This is a genomic window from Caballeronia sordidicola (assembly GCF_002220365.1).
GTDB lineage: Bacteria > Pseudomonadota > Gammaproteobacteria > Burkholderiales > Burkholderiaceae > Caballeronia > Caballeronia sordidicola_C.
This window is the reverse complement of sequence record NZ_MTHB01000275.1, coordinates 14,354-37,773: the sequence shown is the minus strand read 5'-3', so window position 1 is coordinate 37,773 and position 23,420 is coordinate 14,354. Positions and strand designations below refer to the sequence as shown.

The following is a 23,420-nucleotide window of genomic DNA, read 5'->3' as shown; positions in this document are numbered from 1 at the left end:
CTTTTTACGCCATTTAACAGTCTGGCGCTGCGTTACAATTGCGCGCATGTTGACCGAACGGCTTTTCGCACGCTCGGCGCGGTCGAGGGGCTTACCCAACGATTCGGCGCCGACCCGCTGGCACCACGGACCGTGGTGGTCAAACTCGTACTTGCTGACCCCACTCATCTCTATCCTGGTTTTCCTGGTCGTGATGAGCCTGATCTTGTGGAGTCTCAACCGGCGCGAACAGCAACAGCAGGAAGACACGCTCTACCGTAACGTGGCTTGGGCGCAGCAGCAAATCAGGCTTTCCATGACTGGCGCGCAGGAGCAGATCCAGGCGTTGGCACGTGATATTGCGACTGGCCACGGGGACCCGCAGTCGTTCCAGAGCTCGACCGGCGACATCATGCAGGGGCATCCCGAGATCCTCTACATGAACTGGTACACGGCGCAGCACAAGCCCCGCTGGCCCAATACGCCGCTGCCCGTGCTCGGCTCACGGCTCGCCAAGCCCACCGACGCGCAGATGGACGACGCCGTCCAGTCCGCGTTCGACGAAGCCCGCACCAGCCGCCGGCAGGTCTACTCCCCGCTTCTGTACGACGATTTAGGCAACGGCTACATCACGTTGCAAACGCCGGTTTATCGCGACCGTGATTTCCTCGGATCCATTGCGGCGGTGTTTTCCATCGAGGGGATTCTCAAGCACGACATTCCGAGCGAACTCTCCGCCAAGTACAAGATTTCCATTACCGACCTGAACAATCGCGAACTCGCCACGACCTCCAGCCGGCCGAGGTTACCGCGCGACATGTTCTACGACCTGCCGCTTGATCCGCCGGGCCAAGGCGTATCGGTACGTGTTTATTCGTATCCGCAACTCACGAATTTCACCAACAACACACTCGTCTGGCTGGTCGCCGGCTTGTCTTGTTTTGTGCTGTGGAGCTTGTGGAGCCTCTGGAAACACACGCGGCAACGCTTTGAAGCGCAACAAGCGCTCTACGCCGAGGCGTTCTTCCGACGCGCGATGGAAAATTCAGTGCTGATCGGTATGCGTGTGCTCGACATGCACGGCCGGATCACGCACGTGAATCCCGCGTTTTGCCGGATGACCGGCTGGGACGAAAGCGATCTCGTGTCCAAAGTAGCGCCCTTTCCGTACTGGCCGAAAGACGCGTATCCGGAAATGCAGCGGCAACTGGATATGACCTTGCGCGGCAAGGCGCCGTCGTCCGGCTTCGAACTGCGTGTGCGGCGCAAGGACGGTTCGTTCTTCCACGCGCGGCTTTATGTTTCGCCGCTGATCGATAGTTCAGGCCGGCAGACCGGCTGGATGTCGTCGATGACCGACATTACCGAGCCGCGCCGCGCTCGCGAAGATCTCGCCGCCGCACATGAACGCTTCACCACCGTGTTGGAAAGCCTCGACGCGGCGGTATCCGTGCTCGCCGCCGACGAAGCCGAACTGCTGTTCGCGAACCGATACTACCGGCACCTGTTCGGGATTCGCCCGGACGGCCATCTCGAACTGGCGGGTGCGGGTTTCGATACGGCGCAGGCGTCGTCGGATTCCATCGATATGGTCGATACCTATGCAGGCCTGCCCGCCACCGCGTTGACTGAAAGCACCTCGGATGCGCAGGAAGTGTATGTGGAGAGCATCCAGAAGTGGTTCGAAGTGCGTCGCCAGTACATCCAGTGGGTGGACGGCCACCTCGCGCAGATGCAGATTGCGACCGACATCACCACGCGCAAGCAAGCGCAGGAACTCGCCGATCAGCAGGAAGAAAAACTGCAGTTCACCAGCCGTTTGATGACGATGGGCGAAATGGCGTCGTCGTTGGCACACGAGTTGAACCAGCCATTGGCCGCCATCAATAATTACTGTTCAGGGTGCGTCGCGCTCGTTAAATCGGGCCGCATGACGCAGGACGCGCTGTTGCCCGTGCTCGAAAAAACTGCGCAGCAAGCGGTGCGCGCGGGCATGATCATCAAGCGCATTCGGGAATTCGTGAAGCGCAGCGAGCCGAAACGTCAGCCTACGCGGGTGGCGGATATCGTCGCTGACGCAGTCGGCCTCGCGGAAATTGAAGCGCGCAAACGCAAGATTCGCATTCTCACCGAAATCCGCTCGCGTATGCCCGTGATCCATGTGGACCCGGTGCTGATCGAGCAAGTGCTGGTGAACTTGCTGAAAAACGCAGCAGAAGCCATGCATGACGCCAAGCCAAACGCCGTCGATCCCGTGATCCGGGTCATCGTGCAGCGGGTGGACGGCGGATTTGTCTGCGTGAGCGTGGTGGACCAGGGACCCGGTGTGGACGAAGCCACCGCTGAGCGCCTGTTCGAACCCTTCTACAGCACCAAGTCCGACGGTATGGGCATGGGCTTGAACATTTGCCGATCGATTATTGAATCGCATCGTGGACGTTTGTGGGTGGTGAATAACATCGACACCGCCGGCCAAGTCACGGGCGCGACATTCCATTGCAGTTTGCCAATCGGAGAAGCCGATGGCCCAGGTAACAGCGGGTCGGAAGCTCTCAGCCATCAATCCACACAACAAACTGTTACGGGAGAGCTATGAGCACAGTCACCACTCAGGAAACCGTCTTTGTCGTCGACGACGATGAGGCCGTGCGTGATTCTTTGCGCTGGCTGCTTGAAGCCAATGGCTACCGCGTCTCGTGCTTTGCGAGCGCTGAAGCGTACCTTGATGCGTACCTCCCGATCGCCCATTCAGGCGCGATCTCGTGCCTGATACTGGACGTACGGATGTCAGGCATGAGCGGTCTCGAATTGCAGGAACGGCTGATTGCGGAAAATTCGCTGCTGCCGATCATCTTCGTGACGGGTCACGGCGACGTGCCAATGGCTGTGTCGACCATGAAGAAGGGTGCGATGGATTTCATCGAGAAGCCGTTCGACGAAGCCGAGTTGCGCAAGTTGGTTGAACGCATGCTGGATAAGGCGCGTACCGAGAGTTCGAGCGTGCAGCAGCAGCGGGCTGCGGCTGAGCGGCTGGGCAAGCTGACGGCGCGGGAGCATCAGGTGCTGGAGCGGATTATTGCGGGGCGTTTGAATAAGCAGATCGCTGATGATCTTGGTATCAGCATCAAGACGGTTGAAGCGCATCGCGCGAACATCATGGAAAAGCTCTCCGTGAATACGGTTGCGGATTTGCTCAGGCTGGCGCTTTCCAACAAGCCGCAGACGCAGTCGGCGCAATAGGTCTTAGCTGTTCTCTGTGGTCTGCCGAGGGGCTTTTTTGCTCCTTGGCGGAAGTGGTTTTTGCTCAGCCGAAGCCGCGCCGCCCGCCCTCGAGCGTGACAATCGCGCGTGACAAATAGGGTCAAGAAATACAGCCGCCCGGAACCGGGCATTGCCCCTGCACCTCCCTGCGCGCCACGCCAGCAATAATCCCCGTCCGGTATAATCAACGACTCAACGCAAAGCCGCGCCGCACTGGCGCAACAGGCCCCTTGCGACCCTGCGCCCTCAAGAAAAGCAGCGGAGTTTCCTCCGCCCAGACCTCCTATGACTGCCCAAATCATCGACGGCAACGCCCTCTCCAAGACCCTTCGCGCCGATGTCGCCGTGCGTGCCGCCGCCCTGACCGCCCGTGGCCAGCAACCCGGCCTGGCAGTCATTCTTGTCGGCGAAAATCCGGCCAGCGAGGTCTACGTCCGCAACAAAGTGAAAGCCTGTCAGGACAACGGCTTGCATTCCGTATTCGATCGTTTCCCGTCCACTCTCACCGAAAGCGAATTGCTGACCCGGCTCGACGACCTGAACAACGATCCGAACGTGCACGGCATCCTGGTGCAACTTCCGTTACCAAAACATATCGATAGCCACAAAGTCATCGAAGCCATTGCCCCCGCCAAGGACGTAGATGGTTTCAATGTCGAAAACGCCGGCGCGCTGATGACCGGTAAACCGCTGTTTCGCCCGTGCACGCCGTACGGCGTCATGAAGATGTTCGAAGCCCATAACATCCCGTTGGAAGGCGCAAACGCAGTCGTGATCGGACGCTCGAACATCGTCGGCAAGCCGATGGCCATGCTGCTGCTCGAAGCCGGCGCCACGGTCACCATCACGCACAGCAAAACGCGCGATCTGGCCGCGCTGACGCGCAACGCGGATGTGGTCGTCGCGGCAACGGGACGGCGCAATATCCTGACCGCTGACATGGTCAAACCCGGTGCAACAGTGATCGACGTCGGCATGAACCGCGACGAGAACGGCAAACTCTGCGGCGACGTAGATTTTGCGGGCGTGAAGGACATAGCCGGTTTCATCACACCCGTACCGGGCGGCGTCGGGCCAATGACCATCACCATGCTGCTGGTGAATACCATCGAAGCCGCCGAACGCGCGATGCAGCAGGATCGGGATTAAGGCGTTGGGGGTCAGCGCCGTTCAGCGCTTACATGCATGATGGGCGCAGCGGCCGCCGGATTACCGTACTAACACGCACAGCCAGCACGCCGATCGGGTAAATCACCGCCTTAGCCAGAATCGATTTGAGAATCGGCGCAGGCGTCCCCACAATAGTGGATAGCGAACGTCGAAATCGCGCGCTGTGTCCGGCGCGGTTTTTACATTCATCGTCGCATCCTTTTTATCCGAAACCGGGAGAGTCATGTCCAGTTCGACACCATCGAATACCGCGAACCAAGCGAATCAGGCTCAGACCCAAGTCCCAGACAACCCCCTGCTCGACTTCTCCGACCTGCCCCGTTTCAACGACATCAAACCGGAACACGTGACGCCGGCGCTCGACGTCTTGCTCGCCGATGCAAAAGCCGCCGTCGATCACGCCAGCGCGCCTGAAACACCCGCCACCTGGCAAGACATAGTCGAAAGCGTGGAGCGCGCGAGCGAAAGGCTATCGCGTGCGTGGGGCGTGATCGGCCACCTGAATGCCGTCGCCGATACCCCCGAGCTGCGTGCCGCCCACGCCGAGAATTTGCCGCGCGTGACGGAGTTTTCCGCAAGCGTCGGACAGAATCTGGCGCTCTATGAAAAATACAAGGCAATTGCGGCGAGCGAAGAACACGCATCGCTTTCTGTCGAGCAGAAGAAAATGCTCAGCAACGAGTTGCGAGGTTTCCGTTTGTCGGGCGCCGAGTTGCCCGAAGACAAAAAACCCCGTTTTGCACGCGTTCAGGAAGAACAGGCGGCGTTATCGAAGGCATTCTCTGATCATGTCCTCGATGCCACCAACGCGTTTTCGTATGTCGTGACCAACGAAAGTGAACTCGCTGGTTTGCCGGAAGACGTGATCGAAGCGGCGCGCGAAGCCGCGCAGAAAGAAAGCCGCGAGGGCTGGAAGTTCACGCTGCATTTCCCGTCGTATTTCCCGGTCATGCAGTACGCCGAACATCGGCCATTGCGCGAGGCGATGTATCGCGCCTATGTGACGCGTGCGTCCGAACTGGGCCCGAACTACGGCAACGGCAAGGCTGACTGGGACAATACGGCGAATGTAGTCGAACAATTGAAGCTGCGTGCCGAAGAAGCGCACGCGCTCGGCTATCAGAACTTCGCCGAGGTATCACTTGCGCCGAAGATGGCGGAGTCGCCGGCACAGGTGGTCGCGTTTCTGGAGGACCTGGCCGTGCGCGCGCGCCCGCACGGCGAGCGCGACTGGATGGAGTTGCGTGCATTCGCCGCGACCGAACTCGGGATGCCGGAATTGCAGCCGTGGGACTCGACCTTCGCCGCGGAGCGCCTGCGCCAGCAGCGTTATTCGTTCTCGGAAAACGAAGTGAAGCAGTATTTTCCGCAAGAGGCCGTACTGAAGGGTTTATTCAAGGTCACGGAAACGCTCTTTGGCGTATCCATTCGTCGAGATGAAGCTGCCGTCTGGAATCCGGAAGTGCGCTTTTTCCGCGTTGAAAACAAGGACGGAACGCTCGTCGCGCAGTTCTATCTGGACCTGTATGCGCGCGAAGGCAAACGCGGCGGCGCCTGGATGGACGACGCCCGCTCGCGGCACAAACGCCGTGAAGGCGGCGTGCAGACGCCCGTCGCGTATCTGACCTGTAACTTCTCCGCGCCTGTCGGCGGCAAGCCTGCGTGTTTTACGCACGACGAAGTCATTACGCTGTTCCATGAATTCGGGCACGGCCTGCATCACATGCTGACGCGCGTCGATGAACTTGGGGTATCGGGTATCAACGGCGTGGAGTGGGATGCGGTCGAACTGCCGTCGCAATTCATGGAGAACTTCTGCTGGGAGTGGGACGTGCTCACCGACATGTCCGCTCACGTGGATACGGGCGCTACGTTGCCGCGCGAGCTGTTCGACAAGATGCTCGCCGCGAAGAACTTCCAGAGCGGTTTGGGCACATTGCGCCAGATCGTGCTGTCCATGTTCGATATCCAGCTTCACAGCGACTACGATCCGGCTGGCGCGACGAACGTGAACGACTTTGCGCGCGAGATCAACGAGCGTTTCCATGTTGTGCCGCAAGCGCCCTTCTCCCGCTGGACTAATACCTTCACGCACATTTTCTCCGGCGGATATGCCGCGGGGTACTACAGCTACAAGTGGGCGGAAGTGCTGTCGGCGGATGCGTATGCCGCGTTTGAGGAGGCCGCGAAGCTTGGCGGTGGATCAGTGCTCGACGCAAAAACGGGCACTCGGTATCGTCGCGAAATTCTTGAAGTGGGCGGCAGCCGCCCGGCGATGGACTCGTTCAAGGCGTTCCGCGGACGGGAACCGAATATCGATGCGCTGTTGCGGCATAACGGCATGTCGCCGGAGGCGGCGCATTGAGGTTATGACAGCGTCCATGCTGTTTTAATGATTGAAGATGGCCGTTCCAACTCGCGTTGGAACGGTTTTTTTATGCGCGTTATATAGAGGGTTCGACTTATCGGTTCAACCGGAAACTCACTTCCTCCGGCCGCCCTTCCAGACTGAGCTTCGCCCGCATCGCCGGCGCCCGGCTGACCACTTTGCCGCGACGAAGCACCGCTATTCGCGCCGCGCGCAAGCGAATCGCTTCAACCGGATCGCGCGCGTCCAGTACCACGCAATCCGCGTTGTTGCCCACGGCAATCCCATATCCTTCAATACCCAGGATCCTCGCCGGCGTCGTCGTCACCGCTTCGAACGCGGCACGCATTGCATCGATGCCCGTCATCTGCGCCACGTGCAAACCCATGTGCGCCACTTCGAGCATGTCGCCGGAGCCGAGGCTGTACCACGGGTCCATCACGCAGTCGTGGCCGAAGGCTACGTCTACCCCCGCTGCCAGCAACTCCGGCACGCGCGTCATGCCTCGGCGCTTGGGGTAGGTATCGGCGCGGCCTTGAAGCGTGATGTTAATCAGCGGATTCGCGATCGCGGCCACGCCGGAATCACGGATCAACGGGATCAGCTTGCTCACGTAATAGTTGTCCATGGAATGCATCGACGTGAGGTGCGAACCCGTGACACGCCCCTGCAGCCCCAGCCGATGTGTCTCCGACGCCAATGTTTCTATATGGCGCGACATGGGGTCGTCGGATTCATCGCAATGCATGTCCACGCGCAGCCCCTTCTGCGCCGCGAACTCGCAGAGAAGGCGCACGGACTCGGCGCCATCGGCCATCGTGCGTTCGAAATGCGGAATTCCACCGACCACATCGACGCCCATCGAAATCGCGCGCTTCAGGTTTTCGAACGCGCCCTTGCTACGCAAGACGCCGTCTTGCGGGAACGCAACAAGTTGCAAGTCCAGATACGGCTTCACCCGGCGCTTCACTTCCAGCAGCGCTTGCACGGCGAGCAGACGCGGGTCGCAGACATCCACGTGCGACCGAATCGCGAGCAGGCCGCGGGCAACGGCCCAGTCGCAATATTGCATCGCCCGGTCGACCAGTGCTTCCTGTGTCAACCCGGGCTTCAGCTCACCCCATAAGGCGATCCCTTCCAGCAGGGTTCCCGACGCGTTCACTCGCGGCAAACCGTAGGACAGCGTGGCGTCCATGTGGAAATGCGCATCGACGAACGGCGCGGTGACAAGAGAACCCGCGGCATCGATCTCCTCCGGCGCGGTGGCCGCGAGCCGCGGCTCGATCGCGGTGAAACGCCCGCCTTCGATGCCGATGTCCACCAGATCGCGGGAATCCGCAAGCGCCGCGCGTCGAATGATCAGGTCCATGGGGTTGTCCTTTTGCCAAGTGTTTCGATGATTGTAGCGGGACAGAAAGCTCGATTTTCGGTGTGCCGGCCACGTTAGCCATTTGGTCGACTGCAGCAAGCTTGAGCGACCGATCACAGTGGCAACTCCACTCTCCCAATGGTTGGCCTGTGTCGTTACGTTCGAATCACACCAATGCTGATTTCCGGCTGATCAAGATCAGATCACACCATTCAATCGATGCCTTGAATTTTCGTATCCAATGGGATACAGTTCATCAAGGCATCCCACTTAACGTTATCTGGGATCCACACGCATGACGAACACAATCAATCAAACGCACGACTTTTCGGTCTGGCTGTTGGGCGTGACTGATGTGTTAGCAAGAGCCGCCATCTTGGTTCGAATCAAACGCGCCGCGCTGGGAAATTTCGGTGATTGTCACGACGTCGGCAGCAGCGTGTGGGAAATGCGGATCCATACGGGCGCGGGCTACCGCGTGTATTACGTGCGTGACGGCTTGACGGTTTATCTACTATTGGCCGGTGGCAGCAAACAAGGGCAGATAGCGGATATCGCCCGGGCGAAGGCCGTATGGCAGCGAATCAAACAGGAACGAAAATGAACTCGACTCACATTTCGGCTTTCGACGCATCCGACTATCTCGATAGCGAAGAGGCCATAGCGGCCTATCTGAACGAGGCGCTTGCCTCGGGCGATTCCGACATTCTCCTATCGGCTCTTGCCGATGTCGTGAAAGCACGCGGCATGTCGAAAGTTGCCTCTGACGCAGGCGTACAACGCGAAAGCCTGTACAAGTCCCTAGCGGAGGGCGCAAAACCTCGCTTTGAGACCATCCAGAAAGTTGCCGCTGCGTTGGGGGTAAAACTTGTCGCCGTGCCGGTACATCACTGACGCCCTTCGCCTTGTGGGCTTATGCCCTGTGACTCAGGTAAGCTGCGCCCACGCTTCAATCAATCGGGCCTGTAACGGCCGAAAGACCAGCAGATGGCTTAGTACCCACGCCTACAGATTCACGCCTACAGCTCATCACTGACGAGAGTCAATCTCCGCACTAACCAAATGAAAATAGCCACCTGGAACGTCAACTCCCTCAAGGTTCGCCAACAGCATGTGATCGACTGGCTGGCAACGAGTGGCGTCGACGTGTTGTGCTTGCAGGAACTCAAGCTCACAGACGACAAATTCCCCGTCGCCGAACTCGCAGCCGTCGGCTACAAAAGCTGGTTCGCCGGACAGAAGACCTATAACGGCGTCGGCATTCTGGTACGCGAGAGTCTGACTGTCGACGAGACCACGATCGTACGCAACATTCCCGCGTTCGAGGACCCGCAGCAACGCGTGATTGCCGCGACCGTCGAAGGCGTGCGGATCATCTCGGCGTATTTTCCCAACGGCCAGGCGCCGGGCACGGAAAAGTTCGCCTACAAGATGCGCTGGCTCGAAGCGCTTCGGGACTGGATCGAGGGCGAGATGAAGACGTATCCGCGGCTCGCGCTGCTGGGTGACTACAACATCGCACCGGAAGATCGCGACGTCCACGACCCGAAAGCGTGGGAAGGCCAGAACCTCGTCTCGCCCGAAGAACGCGCGCATTTCGTGCAATTAATCGAACTGGGACTCACCGACACTTTCCGCATGTTCGAGCAGCCCGAAAAGCTTTACACATGGTGGGATTATCGAATGCTCGGGTTCCGTCGAAACGCGGGATTGCGCATCGATCACATTCTGGTCACGGCAGAGCTCGCCGCACGATGCACAGCTTGCGAAGTGGACAAAGTGCCGAGAAAGTGGGAACAACCATCGGATCACACGCCAGTGATCGCGACGATTGCTGAATAGGGCGTGGTCCAGCAGCACAGCTGCTAATGAAGAAACTGCGCCAGGGGCGCAGGCGACTGCGTTAAGTCTCGTTTGGAATTCGAGGCATGAAGGCTTGTGGCCGTGGTCAAGTCATACGTCTATAAACCACCTTCATAAACCACCTTCACAAACCACAGAACCGCGGTGAGGGCGTCGCTAAACGCCCTCACCCACATCAGGCGTCCAGGTGCAACTCCTGAATCTTGCGTGTGATCGTATTGCGGCCGATTCCCAGCCGCTCGGCCGCTTCCACTTTCCGGCCACGCGTGAAGTCGAGCGCCTCGCGAATCACCGCAGCTTCAAAGCGCCGCGCGAGTTCGTCCATGACATCGGCGGTATTCTCGCGAAGTAATCGCGCGACCTCGGTCCGCAAGCCGTTTTCCCAAACGCTCGCGGGAACACCGGCAGGCGGCGTACCAAGCGATGCCGGCAAACCGCTGCCCCCGCCAGATAGCGCCGCATTCGCCCCACCGCCAATTTCCATCGCCGAGGCTGTCAGCGCAGTGCTCTCTCCGGCGTATTCCTGAGTCGGCGTGAGATCCGGCGGCAAATCCTTTTGCTCGATCGTCTGCGCCGGCGCCATCACGGTCAGCCAGTTACAGAGGTTTTCGAGTTGTCGTACATTGCCAGGAAACGGCAGCGATGCCAAAAACCCAAGCGCGTCTTCCGACACGCGCTTCGGCTCGACACCCAGATCGCGCGCGCTCTTCTGCAGGAAATGCCGCGTGAGCAATGGAATGTCTTCACTGCGCTCGCGCAACGCGGGCAAGCGCAAACGGATCACGTTCAGCCGGTGATACAAGTCCTCTCGAAACAACCCCTGCCGCACGCGTGACTCAAGGTTCTGATGAGTCGCCGCGATGACCCGAACGTTCGCCTTCAACGGGTTGTGGCCGCCCACGCGATAAAACTGCCCATCGGATAACACGCGCAACAGACGTGTCTGCAGATCAAACGGCATATCGCCGATTTCGTCGAGAAACAACGTACCGTTTTCAGCTTGCTCGAACCGCCCCTGGCGCATGGCCTGAGCACCCGTGAACGCGCCGCGCTCGTGGCCGAACAACTCGGACTCAAGCAGATCCTTCGGGATAGCGGCGGTGTTCAACGCAATGAACGGCCCATTCGCGCGCGGGCTATGGCGGTGCAGCGCACGCGCGACAAGCTCCTTTCCGGTGCCTGATTCGCCCGTGATGAGCACGGTGGCGGCGGAATGTGACAGACGGCCGATCGCGCGAAACATGTCCTGCATCGCCGGCGCCTGGCCGAGCATCTCGGGCGTTTCGGTGACGCTATTGTCGTAGGCCGCTTCACCGCGCATGCTTTCATCGACGGCGCGGCGGATCAGTTCAACGGCCTTGTCGACATCGAACGGCTTTGCCAGGTATTCGAACGCACCGCCCTGGAACGCAGCCACGGCGCTGTCGAGATCGGAGAACGCCGTCATGATGATGACCGGCAAACCGGGCAACTTGTCGCGCACGGTCTGCAACAATTCGAGTCCCGAGCCTCCCGGCATACGGATGTCGGACACAAGCACTTGCGGGCTTTCCTGTTCGAGCGCTGTCAGCGCGTCCCGGACGCCGGAAAAACTGCGCGTGGCGAAGTTCTCTCTTGCGAGCGCTTTTTCGAGCACCCAGCGGATGGATTGGTCGTCGTCTACTATCCAGATCGGCTTCATATAGTTCGGCGAGATGTCTTCGTGTGGTTCGGTATAAGCCCGTCGAAACGGTCTGGCGCACTAGCGCTTTAAAAAAGTCGATGAACCCTCGTGATCGATCCTTAACTCCATACTTTGTTGCTTCGACCCTTCATCGGTGTCCGGTCAGCCTTCGAACGGCAGCAAGATCGTGAACTCCGTGCAACCCGGCTTGCTTTCCACTTCGATCAACCCATCATGCTGTTGCACGAAAGTCTGCGCGAGCGTCAGGCCCAGTCCACTCCCGTCTTCCCGCCCGGACACAAGCGGATAGAAAATCCGGTCGCGTATCTCTTCCGGGATGCCGGGACCGTTGTCAGTGATATGCAAGTCCAGTGCCAGTTTGTGCAGGCGCTTGCCAATCGTCACTTTGCGCGCAATACGCGTACGCAATTCAATACGCGCATCGCCTTGTGAAATGCGTTCGCGTAGCGCTTGCGCCGCGTTACGCACGATATTGAGCAGCGCCTGGATAAGCTGCTCTTTATCACCGCGCAAGTCGGGCACGCTCACGTCGTAATCGCGATCGAGCGTGAGCCCGCGCGGAAACTCCGCGAGAATCACGGCGCGCACGCGTTCGCATACTTCGTGAATATTCACGTCGCCAACAATATGCGGATGCCGATGAGGCTCGAGCAACCTGTCCACCAGGGTTTGCAGCCGATCCGATTCCTTGATGATCACCTGCGTGTATTCGCGCAATTCGTCGCGTTCACGCGCGCCCAACTCGAACTCGAGCAGTTGCGCTGCACCTCGAATGCCGCCAAGCGGATTCTTGATTTCATGGGCGAGGTTGCGAATCAGTTGCTTGTTGACCGCGGTCAGATCGTGAATACGCTCTTCGCGGTCGGTCTTCAAATGCCGCTCGTTCTCAAATAGTTCGAGCAGCACGTAATTCGGTGCGACTTCCAGATACGCCACGATCGCGTGAACATGCAGCGGCTCGCGGCCGGGGCGTTCGAGCACAGCGTCGAGATGGGTTGCGTTGAAACGGTGATCGGCAATCGAGGCAATGGTCGTCACCAGTTCGTCCGCATTGGCGAACAGTTCGGGCCATGAGGTTTGAGCCAGTTGCTTGCGCGAGCGCTCGAGCATGGCTTCCGCCGACGGATTCGCGAACGCGATCTTCAGGCTCAACTTGTCGAGCACAAGCACGACCGTGGGCAGCGCTTCCATGCCCGGCAGCAAATGCGTAGCGACGAGCGTGGCATCGTCGGACAACGAGTTGTCAGGAGGACTCTTTCTCGCCTTGATGAGATTCTTGAGAACCATCGTGCAGTGAGACCCCGTCTTGAAACTTGTCAGGAGAAGTGCCGGCGATTAAAAAAGGGACGGCACGCCGTCCCTTTTTCGATCATTCGACACTCCTGCTTCGCGTCACGCGACGCACCTCTGCGCAAGACAGCGAGCGAAGAAGCACGTGCGCCATGCAACGCGCTTTACAGCGAGTAGTACATTTCGAACTCAATCGGATGCACAGCCTGGCGATAGCGCTGCAGTTCATTCGTCTTCAGTTCGATATACGCGTCGAGCATGGAGTCGGTGAACACACCGCCAACCGTCAGGAACTCACGGTCAGCGTTGAGCGCGTCCAGCGCTTCGTCGAGGCCCGCGCACACGGTCGGGATCTTTGCGTCCTCTTCCGGCGGCAGGTCGTACAGGTTCTTGTCAGCGGCTTCGCCCGGGTGGATCTTGTTCTGCACGCCATCCAGGCCGGCCATCATCAACGCCGAGAAGCACAGGTACGGGTTCGCCATCGGATCCGGGAAACGCGTTTCGATACGGCGGCCCTTCGGGTTCGACACGTGAGGAATGCGGATCGAAGCCGAACGGTTTTTCGCCGAATAAGCGAGCTTGACCGGTGCTTCGAAGTGAGGCACGAGACGCTTGTACGAGTTCGTCGACGGGTTCGTGATCGCGTTCAGCGCACGAGCATGCTTGATGATGCCGCCGATGTAGAACAATGCGAATTCCGACAGCCCTGCATATCCGTCGCCGGCAAACAGGTTCTTGCCGTCCTTCCAGATCGACTGGTGAACGTGCATGCCCGAGCCGTTGTCGCCCACGACCGGCTTCGGCATGAACGTCGCCGTCTTGCCATACGTGTGCGCCACGTTATGAACGATGTACTTCAGTTGCTGCGTCCAGTCGGCGCGTTGAACCAGCGTCGAGAATTTCGTGCCGATTTCGTTCTGGCCCTGGCCCGCCACTTCGTGGTGGTGCACTTCAACCGGAATGCCGATCTGTTCAAGCAACAGACACATTTCCGAACGCATGTCCTGGAACGTATCGACCGGCGCAACCGGGAAATAACCGCCCTTCGTGCCCGGACGGTGACCTGTGTTACCGCCTTCGAATTCCATCGACGACGACCACGGTGCTTCTTCCGAACCGATCTTGACGAAACAACCCGACTGATCTGCGCTCCAGCGAACCGAGTCGAAAATGAAGAATTCCGGTTCCGGACCGAAGAAAGCGGCGTCGCCCAGACCCGAACTCTTCAGATACGCTTCAGCGCGCTTCGCGAGCGAGCGCGGATCGCGTTCATAGCCTTTGCCATCTGCCGGTTCAACCACGTCGCAGGACATCACGAGCGTCGACTCTTCATAGAACGGGTCGATGAACGCGGTATCCGCATCCGGGATCAGCAGCATGTCCGACGCTTCGATGCCCTTCCAGCCGGCGATAGACGAACCGTCGAAAGCGTGGCCGCTTTCAAATTTGTCTTCGTCGAATGCCGAAACCGGCACCGAAACGTGTTGTTCTTTACCGCGCGTGTCGGTGAAACGGAAGTCGACAAACTTGACGTCCTCGTCCTTGACGAGTTGCATGACGTCGGCCACGGATTTGCTCATTACCTATCTCCTGATTAACAAAAGTCGACGAATATCAATTCGCCGCCTAACCGATTCGAAACCATCGGTAGAGTCAAAAGCAGCTTCCATGCCAAGTGCACCATTGTTGCGCTAAGCAGTTGAAGCTGCGCGCTTTTTCGGGGAAGCACCACTACCCTTCAAGGGGCTTACTCAATCAAAATCGTATAGTTATGCACATATTCGGTGCATTCGAAACTGAGACCCGTAACGTTAGCACTGATTCGGGGCAATTCAAACGCCTCGCACCAGTCCGATGCGTTCTACCGGTCCATCCAGCCCCCCGTGATCGAAGCGCCGACAGCACGCTAGAATGCCTGATTAAAATGTCCGATTGGAGACCTCGTCCATGAGCACGCTCGAGCAGTTGTACGCCCAGGCCACACTTCGCGCCGATCAAAACCAGCTGCCTTATGCGGGCGCCATTCTGCCTGCTGAGGCTTTCGAGCTTCTGCAACTCGACCCATCCGTTCGCCTGGTCGACGTACGCACCCGGGCCGAACTCGACTGGGTCGGCCGGCCGGCCATTGATACCGCGCAGTACTCGCACGTCGAATGGATTCAATATCCCGGATCTGTTCCGAACACGGCATTCATGCAGCAGTTGCGCGAAGTGGCCTCGCCTGAAACACCCGTCCTGTTCCTCTGCCGCAGCGCCGCGCGTTCGAAACTGGCAGCGGTGCTGGCTCAAAAGGAAGGTTTCATGAAGGCCTTCGACCTGCTCGAAGGCTTCGAGGGCGACAAGGACGGACAAGGTCACCGCAAAACCGTTTCCGGTTGGTGCTTTCGCGGCCTGCCCTGGATCGGCGCGTAGATCCTCTGGCTGATTGGTCGGGTGCGTCGCGCTTAAGTGGCTGCGCCCGGTTCGATCTCCACTATCTCGCCGCCAAGCGCGGCCACGCCCTCACGCAACTGGGCGAATGCGGCGTTCGCTGCTTCCGGCTCGCCTTTGACCCCCAGATCGATGTGAGCGCGCCCGAAGACCTCTCCGCGCGTCGCGTCACCGACGCTTGGCAGGCTGAAGACACGCACCCCGGCGAAATCGCGTTCGATCGCTTCCATCAGCGGCGTAATACGCGATTCCGGCAACCCGAAGACCAGCACTGAACGCTCTACATAAGGCGTCGCGTGATGCAGGTCAGCGTATTTGTTGTCCAGCACCCATTCGATCATCGGCCATGCCATGACGGGGAAACCGGGCACGAAATGGATGTTCCCTGCTGAAAAGCCGGGAATCCGGTTGTAGCTGTTCGGAATGATGCTCGCGCCCTTCGGGAACGTGCCCATGTTCAACCGATGCAGGTTTTCCGGCAGGTCCAGATCCACCGGCTTGTCGCCCGCCGTTTCCCTGATCCGCGCACGAATCAGTTCGGCCGCTTCCGGATGCAACTCAAGCGGCACCCCAAGCGCAGCGGCCGCACATTGGCGCGTGTGGTCGTCAGGCGTGGCACCAATCCCACCCGTTGAAAATACGATGTCGCCTGACGCGAACGCACGCTTAAGCGTAGGCGTGATGCGGTCACGGTCGTCGCCAACATACTCCGCCCAGTCCAGCGACAGTCCCCTCGCCGACAACAATTCGATAACTTTTGGCAGATGCTTGTCGGTCCTTCGACCGGACAATATCTCGTCGCCAATGATGATCATGCCAAAGCCCATGAATACTCCCTGATCTTGAAGATTAGCCTGAAATTCGCAACCCGGCCGCCGCGCCGGGACCGCTCAACGGAGGCGACGCAGCAGTGGTTTCCGTCCGTAGACGCTCCAGTGCATGCAGGCAATAGTGCGCGAACCAAAGCGCCGAAAAAACAAGGATGAATGCATAGATCCAGATGGTCGCCGCCGCGACGACCGGAAACAACGGCAACAGCCAGACCGACCACGCCCATAGCATGGTCGGCAACGAACCCAGCAGCCCGCTGATCACGCCGATCCCAAACAAAGGCCAGCGCGCACGACGCACGATGGTGCGCCGCTCCTCTGCACTGGCATGCAACGCGAGCGCGTCATACGTCATGACTCGGTAAGTCAGCCAGCCCCACAACACGGGCGGAATGATCGCGAAAAATGGCGGGATCAGCCACAGCGGCAACGTCACGACCAACAGCACGAGACACACGACCGTTGTAACCACCGAATGCCCGAGACTCCCATACCAGGAGCCTCCGCGCCGCATTTCAAGCGATGCGTACTGGCGCCGCGTCAGCAGCTTGATCACAGAAGGCATTGAAAGCGTCGCGATGAGCAACAAAATGGTGACGACGATCAATGGAATCGCCATGATCACGATAAAAAACGGTGCAATCACCGCGTGTAACGACGAAAATCCGATCGAGTCGAAGAGCCGGTACATTGCGGACGTGAGCGCCCAGCCATCAAGCCAGTCGCGTGCGGTGCCTGTCAGCGTTTGCCAGAAAAACCACAGGACGGCTCCCCATGCAACCGTCGCCACTGCGAACGGCATGAACGTGAGCCAAAGCATTCTCGGGTGAAAAGCGTTCGCGAGCGCGCGCACGAACGAACGCAGCAAGTCATTCATGCAAAGGTCGTCTGAAAGAGAAAGAAGACAGGATAAACCACTGAGCACATGGCGCGCTGCTCGGCCGTTTGGCTAACCCTGCCGGTTAAAATAACTTCGCCGGCTGGAAGCCGGCGAGGAGGACTGAGGCGCCACAAACTGAGTGGGTTCAAACGAAAACGCATAGGCCCGGTCAGGATCTCCTGAACCGGGTTTGATCAAGCATAGGTGCTTAAACGGCGGTCGCGTCCGAATCCGAACCCGAACCCGGCGCGCGGGTCGCCCGATGCGACACGATGCGCTCCCCAATACGCTTGAACGCGAGCCAGTGCTGCTCGAAGAAACCATCGCCGTAATTGCGTCCCGGCTTGTCCGCGACCGCCAGTTGATCGCGAATGCCGGTCGGCTCGAGCTCTCGATTCCACGACACACTCCTGAACATCATGTCCCACCACGGCAGCAGCACGCCGAAATTGCATCCGTAGGTTGTGCCTTCATGACCATAACCGATTGCGTGGTGCCGCCGATGGAACGTTGGGCTCACGAGCAAGCGCTCGCCCAGCCAGCCGAAGTGCAGTCGGATATTCGCGTGCTGGACGCTTTGCATCAGATTGGTGATGGCGACGAGCACCACGAACTGCGAAGGCTGCACACCGATCACCAGCGCCACGGTAGCAAAAACCCCGGCTTGCATGACGCCGTCGAGCAAATGGTTCCGATCGTCGGACCACAACGACATCTTCTGCTGGCTGTGATGCACCGCGTGCAATTCCCACCAGATGCCGATTCTATGCTCCATCCGGTGATACCAATAGCCGACGAAATCAAGGACGATCAGATAAATAACGAACGCGACGATCGGCTGGGAAGTGACACCCGGCCAAAGATTGTCAAGTTCGATGTTGGCGATGTTGTGCAGCCGCAGCCAGCTCTGAAAACTGTCAAAGAATGGCTGAAACGTGAAGAAAAAGAACAAGTTCAGGATGCCCAGCTTCACGATCCACGTATACAGCGCGTCCACGCGCACGCCTTTCCTGTTCTGCCACTTCTCGGCAGGCCGCAAGGCCTCAAGCGGTCGCAGGATCGCGTACATGACAAGCACTTCGACCACGCCCACGATCACCCAATAGAGCGCGTCATAGGTGTCTTCGTCGTAACCCATCAGACCGACCTTGAACAGGAACGGCTGCACGACGTCGATGTACAACCAGGTCTGTGCCGTCGAGACGATCGTGTCGAACAGGGAAAAAATGGAATGAAACATGGTGCTCCGTAACCTATACCGGGCGCCGCCCTACCTTGGCGGCGCCTCAACCTTCAATTTATCTACTTCTTTGACCGCTGACCTCAGCCGCCATTCGGGCCGGTCACCGGGGCACGGTCGAAAAAGTAGATGCCATGCGGCGAACGACCCACAGCGATTGTCTGAACAAGCTTGTGATTTGTCAGATCAATAATTCCGACTTTCTTCGCAAACCGGAATGTGACCCAAAGATAACGTTTGTCGGCCGAAAGTTCCATATCGTCCGGACCGGGCAGCAAACCCGTGATGTCCCCAACATTCGTCAGCGCGTCCTGATCAATGATGCTGATCGTGCTCGCGACCCGATTCGACACCACCACATGCTTACCGTCCGCCAGCGAGCGGAAGTTGTGCGCGCCATTGCCCGTTTTGATCGTTTTCACGATTTTCTGGGTGCGCCAGTCGATCACAGCCACGTAATCCGCGCCGGTCATGCCGACGAGCAGGTATTTGTCATTCGGCGTCATCCAGAGGCCGGCAGGCACAGGGCCGACTTTCATCTTCCACTTCACCGTCTGCGTTGCCAGGTCGATTGCCGCAACTTCGCCGGATACCTGTAGCGAGATGAACGCCGTCTTGCTGTCATTCGTGAATGCAATGTGACTCGGCATGACCGCCAGCGGAATGCGCTTCGCGATCGAGATATTCGCGCCGTCGTACCGATAGATATCCAGCCGGTCCAGCCGCAAGCCGGTCGAAACGAACCACTTCTTGTCCGGCGAGAAACCGACCTGATACGGATCCTCGATGTTTTCCACCCAGCGCTGCGGCTTGCCCGTCTTCGGGTCGACGAACATCAGATTGTTCGACACCGAATTCGCCACGATCAGCGACGCGTTGTCAGGCGTCGCCATCAGGTGGTGCGGTTCCTTGCCGGTCGGAATGGTCGACACGACCTGACGCGTCGCTTCGTCGATAAGACTCAGCGTGGCCTCGCCAGAATTCAGCACGATCACGTTGTTGGCGTGAACCGGCATGGTGACAGAAAAAGCAGCGATCAATGCAGCAGCGGCAGCAGTCGCGCGAGAGAAACGAGTACGGAGAAAATTGCGCATGAAAACTCGGGTCGGAAAACAGCCGCCATTGTAGAACGTTTGCGCGGTCCAGAGTGTTGATCCAGAACGGCTTTTAGGCATTTTTCGGCATGGACGCTGCAAATACCCGGGAAGTCGGTTCGACGCATTTATCAGCGCCGTGTTTGACACAAAATCACACATCAACGGGGAGCATCGGGAGCGGGAAAATACGTAACAAAAAATAACGATTTTTTTATTTAGTTTGCAATCCAAACTATATTTATTCCCATCTGCTCACTTTAGGAAAGATCGTGTATTTCGAAAACACGATAACCGCGATCATCCCAACCTTCTGAGTCCGAACGTAGCAATGCAGGAAGGCTGTCCGACGCCCGAGCGGGCCAGAACTTACGAGGCGGGAGATCCTCGTTCCAAGGAAGCGTTACGTCTAACGCCTCCTCACCCTATTGGTCGGGCGTTAACGCGACGTTTTCCATCGATCAACCCGACATGTATTTGTCAAATTGTTAGACATCCTTCTTTCATGAATAGAATCTTTAAAGCAGTCTGGAACGAATCATCAGGCACGTGGGTCGCGGCTTCCGAGACATCTAAGTCGAAGACCAAGCGGTCTTCGTCACGCAAGCTTGCGATTGTGCAGGCAGCAATGATCGGCATTGGTGGTTTCGTGGCTGCCTCTGGCGCGCATGCAGCTGACGATTGGGTAGGTCCGGGAACGGGTCCCGACTCCATCATCGTTGGGCCAAACGCCATCACGAACCCGGGTTACGCTGCAGGCGTGAATGCGATCGCAATCGGCAACAACGCAAACGCCGCCAGCGATAACGCGACCGCAACGGGTGCCTTCTCGAACGCGGGCTCAGGTGGGAGCGCGTACGGCATAGGGGCGAATGCGTCGGCAAATGCATCTACGGCATTGGGCGGCGGAAGCCACGCGAGTGCCGACAGCAGTGTCGCAGTAGGCGCATTGGCCGAAGCAACCGGCGCAAGATCCGTCGCATTTGGTGCCGCTTCGACCGCCACCGGAAGCAGTGCAATAGCGTTCGGCGACACGGTGTCGGCCACCGGCGTGCAGTCGACAGGTATTGGCGCAAATGCTGTTGCGGCGGGTGACGGTTCAAATGCCGTCGGCGCATCCTCACAAGCGCAAGGAAATAACGCCATTGCTTTCGGCACAGGTGCAAACGCACAAGCCGCTGATTCTGTCGCTATTGGTACAGGCTCCAACTCCGCAGCAAACGCCACGGCCGTTGGTCGCAATACCACTGCGAGCGGCGTGAGTTCGGTAGCATTCGGCGACGGCGCCACAGCCACCGGAATACAGTCGAACGCTACCGGTGCAAATGCTTTAGCGGCTGGTGTTAATGCAGTAGCAACAGGCGCCTATGCCGTTGCAGCTGGAAACAGTTCAGTCGCAGTGGGTGCGCACTCCGCAGCCCTAGACCAGGCAACTGCCGTGGGGGTCAACGCCCTTGCAATCGGCACCAGCGCAGTCGCGATTGGCGACACCTCCCTGTCGAACGCATCAAAGGCGAGCGCCATCGGCCCTTACGCTACTGCTTCTGGTATTAGCTCGACCGCTGTGGGCTCCAACGCCACCGCGAGCGGCGTAAGTTCGGTTGCATTGGGCGACACCGCGACTGCCACAGGAGCGAACTCGATGGCCATGGGCTCCATCGCGACCGCTTCCGGCAACAGCGCAGTGGCGATCGGCTCAACCTCGACAGCAATTGGAGCGCGATCAACCGCAGTCGGTCAACTCTCGGCAGCGTATGGTGACGACGCAACTGCCGTCGGTACGCTCGCGACCGCGAACCAGTCGAATGGCGTAGCAGTGGGTAACTTTTCGACCGCTGAAGGTGTGAACGCAATAGCGGCCGGCGCCAGGTCGGTTGCATCGGATAACGCGGTAGCACTCGGTTATCATGCTACAGCCATCGAAGCACAATCCATCGCCATTGGCCTGAAGGCAAATGCATCCGCGGTAGATGCAACCGCCTTCGGTGATTCAGCACAAGCAACCGATGTCGACGCGCTTGCCGTCGGACATTCGGCTGTCGCGGCTGGCACAGGCAGCGTCGCTGTTGGCAGCAACGCAAACGCCGCGTTCGCAAACTCCATCGCCATTGGTAACAACGCGATCGCAAATAATGCGAACAGCGTAGCCCTCGGCGCAGGTTCGGCAACGACCACCGGTGCACAGACCGGCTACACCGCTTACGGCCTGACGCCACCGCAGACATCAACGGGCGAAGTCAACATTGGTAACCGCACGATCAGCGGCGTTTCAGCCGGCGCGCTGGATACCGACGCGGTAAACGTTGCACAGTTGAAAGCGGTGAGTGACCAAGCGGCAGCGGCCGTTGCTACGGCAACCACGGCGGCCGACGGCGCAGTCAAATACGACCGCAATGCCGACGGTTCTGTTGATCATCAAAACGCAACGCTCGAAGGTAACGGCGGCACGACTATTCACAACGTCGCTGCTGGCGTAGAGACGACCGACGCGGTGAACGTTGGTCAGTTGAATGACGCCATCGGCCAGGTCAACGCGAGCGTTGGCGACACCATCAACAACGCGGTGAACAACGCAGTGCAAAACATCACGCTCGGCGCCAGCGATCCGCTGTTCAGCGCAGACGGTTCGCGCAGCACGGACGTCGCATCGGCGACGGGTGTTCACGCGGTTGCGGTAGGCGCAAATGCAGCGGCGACGGGTGCGGGTTCGGTTGCCATGGGTAGCGGCGCTCAGGCTTCAGCCGACAACACCATCGCACTCGGCCAGAACGCGTTGGCCACTGGCACCGGCTCGGTTGCAGCAGGTAACGGCGCTCAAGCTTCCGCCGCTAACGCCGTGGCTCTCGGCCAGAACTCAGTCGCAGATCGTGAGAACACCGTCTCGGTTGGTGCAGCAGGCAGCGAACGTCAGATTACGAACGTCGCAGCGGGCACGCAAGGCACCGACGCAGTCAACGTGAATCAGTTGAACCAAAGCGCTGGCAGCACCCTGAAGCAAGCAAACGACTACACCGACTCGAAGACTGAAGGCACGCGTCGCGACGCTTATGCCGGTACGGCATCGGCACTCGCAGTCGCAGGCTTGCCGCAAGCGGTATTGCCGGGCCGTGGCATGGTGGCCTTGGGTGGCGGAACGTACGGCGGCCAATCGGCTGTTGCTATCGGGGTTTCGCAACTGTCCGAGAACGGCATCTGGGCCTATAAGGTCAGCGGCACGACCAGCACGCGCGGTCAGTTCGGCGTCTCCGTCGGCGCCGGAATGCACTGGTAAGCCAGCGCAGTCAGGAAGAGGTAGTGTCGCGGGCCCGCTGCAAAGGCCCGCGACATCGAGTTAATGAAAACAACGGATCCGATCAAGAGATGAACTTCACCCTCCGCAAACTATCGCGTGCACTTCCTTTCACCGCCTCGCTCGTCGTGGCCCTATTGTTGTCAGCGTGTGGCACAGGCAGCCGGCTCGCCAGCAACGGCGGGCAAGATCAGTTGGTATTTCCGACTCCGGCATCGGCGTCAAACATGGGCGGCAGCTTTCCGTTGACCGAATCATTGCGCAAGCTCAAGCCCGGCATGAACAAGAACCAGGTTGCAGCTCTCCTGGGCCGTCCGCAATTCAACGAAGGGTTCTTCGGCGTTCACGAATGGGATTATGTTTTGAACGTCACGAACGAGGCTGGTGTACCGCAAATGGTGTGCCAGTTGAAAGCGGTGTTCACGCCAAGTGACGAAGCGCGCAATTTCTATCGCAAGTGTGGTGGTAGCGTAGAAACGTTGGCCGATGGTAAATGGCAGAAGTACGCGGTAACGCCTGTCAGCACGCAGGCTAGCGGTTCAGTCAGCACTGAACCCAACGTTCTGACAGCCGTGCCTCTGAGTCTCGAAGTCGTTCAGTCTTCAGGCGAAGCGACAAAGTAACGTTGTAGATCCCGTAAAGCGCGAGCCGGCTACCCGCCGAGTCTCGCGCT

General features: G+C 58.9%; 18 protein-coding genes. 10 read left to right on the top strand and 8 right to left on the bottom strand.

The annotated features are described in order from the left end of the window. The first annotated feature begins 46 nt into the window (after positions 1-46). The 4 genes from fixL to BSU04_RS39280 all read left to right on the top strand — a co-directional run bounded on the left by fixL (position 47) and on the right by BSU04_RS39280 (position 6,775). Positions 47-2,575, top strand: a complete 2,529-nt coding sequence (gene fixL, locus BSU04_RS39295; protein WP_089165613.1) for an oxygen sensor histidine kinase FixL — start codon at positions 47-49, stop codon at positions 2,573-2,575. Next, entirely contained in the window at positions 2,572-3,219 is a 648-nt protein-coding gene (fixJ, locus tag BSU04_RS39290; protein ID WP_089165612.1) for an oxygen response regulator transcription factor FixJ, read from the top strand. Before fixL ends, fixJ begins: the two co-directional genes overlap by 4 nt. A gap of 306 nt (positions 3,220-3,525) precedes the next feature. Further along, positions 3,526-4,389, top strand: coding sequence for a bifunctional methylenetetrahydrofolate dehydrogenase/methenyltetrahydrofolate cyclohydrolase FolD (gene folD / locus BSU04_RS39285; RefSeq protein WP_089165611.1), 864 nt, complete (start codon positions 3,526-3,528; stop codon positions 4,387-4,389). A gap of 244 nt (positions 4,390-4,633) precedes the next feature. After that, entirely contained in the window at positions 4,634-6,775 is a 2,142-nt protein-coding gene (locus BSU04_RS39280) for a M3 family metallopeptidase (RefSeq protein WP_089165610.1), read from the top strand. 97 nt (positions 6,776-6,872) lie between these two features. Here the strand turns inward: BSU04_RS39280 and BSU04_RS39275 are convergent, their stop codons facing one another. Continuing rightward, entirely contained in the window at positions 6,873-8,147 is a 1,275-nt protein-coding gene (locus BSU04_RS39275) for an amidohydrolase family protein (protein ID WP_089165609.1), read from the bottom strand. Positions 8,148-8,442: 295 nt separating this feature from the next. Here BSU04_RS39275 and BSU04_RS39270 point away from each other — a divergent pair, with 295 nt between their 5' ends. From BSU04_RS39270 to xth, 3 genes are all read left to right on the top strand, one after another. Continuing rightward, complete coding sequence (locus BSU04_RS39270) at positions 8,443-8,751, top strand: type II toxin-antitoxin system RelE/ParE family toxin (RefSeq protein ID WP_089165608.1); 309 nt, start codon at positions 8,443-8,445, stop codon at positions 8,749-8,751. Next, positions 8,748-9,041 (top strand): addiction module antidote protein, encoded by a 294-nt coding sequence (locus BSU04_RS39265; RefSeq protein WP_089165607.1) that lies wholly within the window; start codon positions 8,748-8,750, stop codon positions 9,039-9,041. Before BSU04_RS39270 ends, BSU04_RS39265 begins: the two co-directional genes overlap by 4 nt. Before the next feature lie 168 nt (positions 9,042-9,209). Continuing rightward, positions 9,210-9,989, top strand: coding sequence for an exodeoxyribonuclease III (gene xth / locus BSU04_RS39260; protein ID WP_089165606.1), 780 nt, complete (start codon positions 9,210-9,212; stop codon positions 9,987-9,989). Between the two features lie 196 nt (positions 9,990-10,185). Here xth and ntrC read toward each other — a convergent pair whose 3' ends face one another. From ntrC to glnA, 3 genes are all read right to left on the bottom strand, one after another. Continuing rightward, complete coding sequence (gene ntrC, locus BSU04_RS39255) at positions 10,186-11,691, bottom strand: nitrogen regulation protein NR(I) (protein ID WP_089165605.1); 1,506 nt, start codon at positions 11,689-11,691, stop codon at positions 10,186-10,188. Positions 11,692-11,835: 144 nt separating this feature from the next. Next, complete coding sequence (gene glnL, locus BSU04_RS39250; RefSeq protein ID WP_089165604.1) at positions 11,836-12,981, bottom strand: nitrogen regulation protein NR(II); 1,146 nt, start codon at positions 12,979-12,981, stop codon at positions 11,836-11,838. A gap of 167 nt (positions 12,982-13,148) precedes the next feature. Next, positions 13,149-14,564 carry a type I glutamate--ammonia ligase gene (glnA, locus tag BSU04_RS39245; RefSeq protein ID WP_089165603.1) on the bottom strand — a complete coding sequence of 472 codons (1,416 nt, stop codon included), beginning with the start codon at positions 14,562-14,564 and terminating at the stop codon, positions 13,149-13,151. A gap of 367 nt (positions 14,565-14,931) precedes the next feature. On the opposite strand from glnA, the gene BSU04_RS39240 reads away from it, so the two are divergent. Continuing rightward, the gene (locus BSU04_RS39240; RefSeq protein ID WP_089165602.1) at positions 14,932-15,396 is read left to right on the top strand and encodes a rhodanese-like domain-containing protein; all 465 of its coding nucleotides are present in this window, start codon (positions 14,932-14,934) and stop codon (positions 15,394-15,396) included. 32 nt (positions 15,397-15,428) lie between these two features. On the opposite strand, the gene BSU04_RS39235 is transcribed toward BSU04_RS39240, so the two are convergent. The 4 genes from BSU04_RS39235 to BSU04_RS39220 form a co-directional block, all read right to left on the bottom strand. Continuing rightward, on the bottom strand, positions 15,429-16,241 hold the full coding sequence (locus BSU04_RS39235) for a competence/damage-inducible protein A (RefSeq protein WP_089165601.1): 813 nt from the start codon (positions 16,239-16,241) through the stop codon (positions 15,429-15,431). 22 nt (positions 16,242-16,263) lie between these two features. Continuing rightward, positions 16,264-17,121 carry an EI24 domain-containing protein gene (locus BSU04_RS39230; protein ID WP_089165600.1) on the bottom strand — a complete coding sequence of 286 codons (858 nt, stop codon included), beginning with the start codon at positions 17,119-17,121 and terminating at the stop codon, positions 16,264-16,266. Positions 17,122-17,332: 211 nt separating this feature from the next. Beyond that, entirely contained in the window at positions 17,333-18,364 is a 1,032-nt protein-coding gene (locus BSU04_RS39225) for a sterol desaturase family protein (protein WP_089165599.1), read from the bottom strand. 83 nt (positions 18,365-18,447) lie between these two features. Beyond that, entirely contained in the window at positions 18,448-19,458 is a 1,011-nt protein-coding gene (locus BSU04_RS39220) for a YVTN family beta-propeller repeat protein (RefSeq protein ID WP_089165598.1), read from the bottom strand. 505 nt (positions 19,459-19,963) lie between these two features. On the opposite strand from BSU04_RS39220, the gene BSU04_RS39215 reads away from it, so the two are divergent. Both BSU04_RS39215 and BSU04_RS39210 read left to right on the top strand, forming a co-directional pair. After that, a complete protein-coding gene (locus BSU04_RS39215; protein WP_089165597.1) occupies positions 19,964-22,729 on the top strand; it encodes a YadA-like family protein in 2,766 nt (921 codons plus the stop codon). 23 nt (positions 22,730-22,752) lie between these two features. Further along, the gene (locus BSU04_RS39210) at positions 22,753-23,370 is read left to right on the top strand and encodes an outer membrane protein assembly factor BamE (protein WP_144021495.1); all 618 of its coding nucleotides are present in this window, start codon (positions 22,753-22,755) and stop codon (positions 23,368-23,370) included. Positions 23,371-23,420 lie beyond the last annotated feature (50 nt).

Coding starts and splice junctions, on each gene's coding strand:
- fixL (WP_089165613.1), top strand. CDS start 47: ATGTTGACCGAACGGCTTTTCGCACGCTCGGCGCGGTCGAGGGGCTTA.
- fixJ (WP_089165612.1), top strand. CDS start 2,572: ATGAGCACAGTCACCACTCAGGAAACCGTCTTTGTCGTCGACGACGAT.
- folD (WP_089165611.1), top strand. CDS start 3,526: ATGACTGCCCAAATCATCGACGGCAACGCCCTCTCCAAGACCCTTCGC.
- BSU04_RS39280 (WP_089165610.1), top strand. CDS start 4,634: ATGTCCAGTTCGACACCATCGAATACCGCGAACCAAGCGAATCAGGCT.
- BSU04_RS39275 (WP_089165609.1), bottom strand. CDS start 8,147: ATGGACCTGATCATTCGACGCGCGGCGCTTGCGGATTCCCGCGATCTG.
- BSU04_RS39270 (WP_089165608.1), top strand. CDS start 8,443: ATGACGAACACAATCAATCAAACGCACGACTTTTCGGTCTGGCTGTTG.
- BSU04_RS39265 (WP_089165607.1), top strand. CDS start 8,748: ATGAACTCGACTCACATTTCGGCTTTCGACGCATCCGACTATCTCGAT.
- xth (WP_089165606.1), top strand. CDS start 9,210: ATGAAAATAGCCACCTGGAACGTCAACTCCCTCAAGGTTCGCCAACAG.
- ntrC (WP_089165605.1), bottom strand. CDS start 11,691: ATGAAGCCGATCTGGATAGTAGACGACGACCAATCCATCCGCTGGGTG.
- glnL (WP_089165604.1), bottom strand. CDS start 12,981: ATGGTTCTCAAGAATCTCATCAAGGCGAGAAAGAGTCCTCCTGACAAC.
- glnA (WP_089165603.1), bottom strand. CDS start 14,564: ATGAGCAAATCCGTGGCCGACGTCATGCAACTCGTCAAGGACGAGGAC.
- BSU04_RS39240 (WP_089165602.1), top strand. CDS start 14,932: ATGAGCACGCTCGAGCAGTTGTACGCCCAGGCCACACTTCGCGCCGAT.
- BSU04_RS39235 (WP_089165601.1), bottom strand. CDS start 16,241: ATGGGCTTTGGCATGATCATCATTGGCGACGAGATATTGTCCGGTCGA.
- BSU04_RS39230 (WP_089165600.1), bottom strand. CDS start 17,121: ATGAATGACTTGCTGCGTTCGTTCGTGCGCGCGCTCGCGAACGCTTTT.
- BSU04_RS39225 (WP_089165599.1), bottom strand. CDS start 18,364: ATGTTTCATTCCATTTTTTCCCTGTTCGACACGATCGTCTCGACGGCA.
- BSU04_RS39220 (WP_089165598.1), bottom strand. CDS start 19,458: ATGCGCAATTTTCTCCGTACTCGTTTCTCTCGCGCGACTGCTGCCGCT.
- BSU04_RS39215 (WP_089165597.1), top strand. CDS start 19,964: ATGAATAGAATCTTTAAAGCAGTCTGGAACGAATCATCAGGCACGTGG.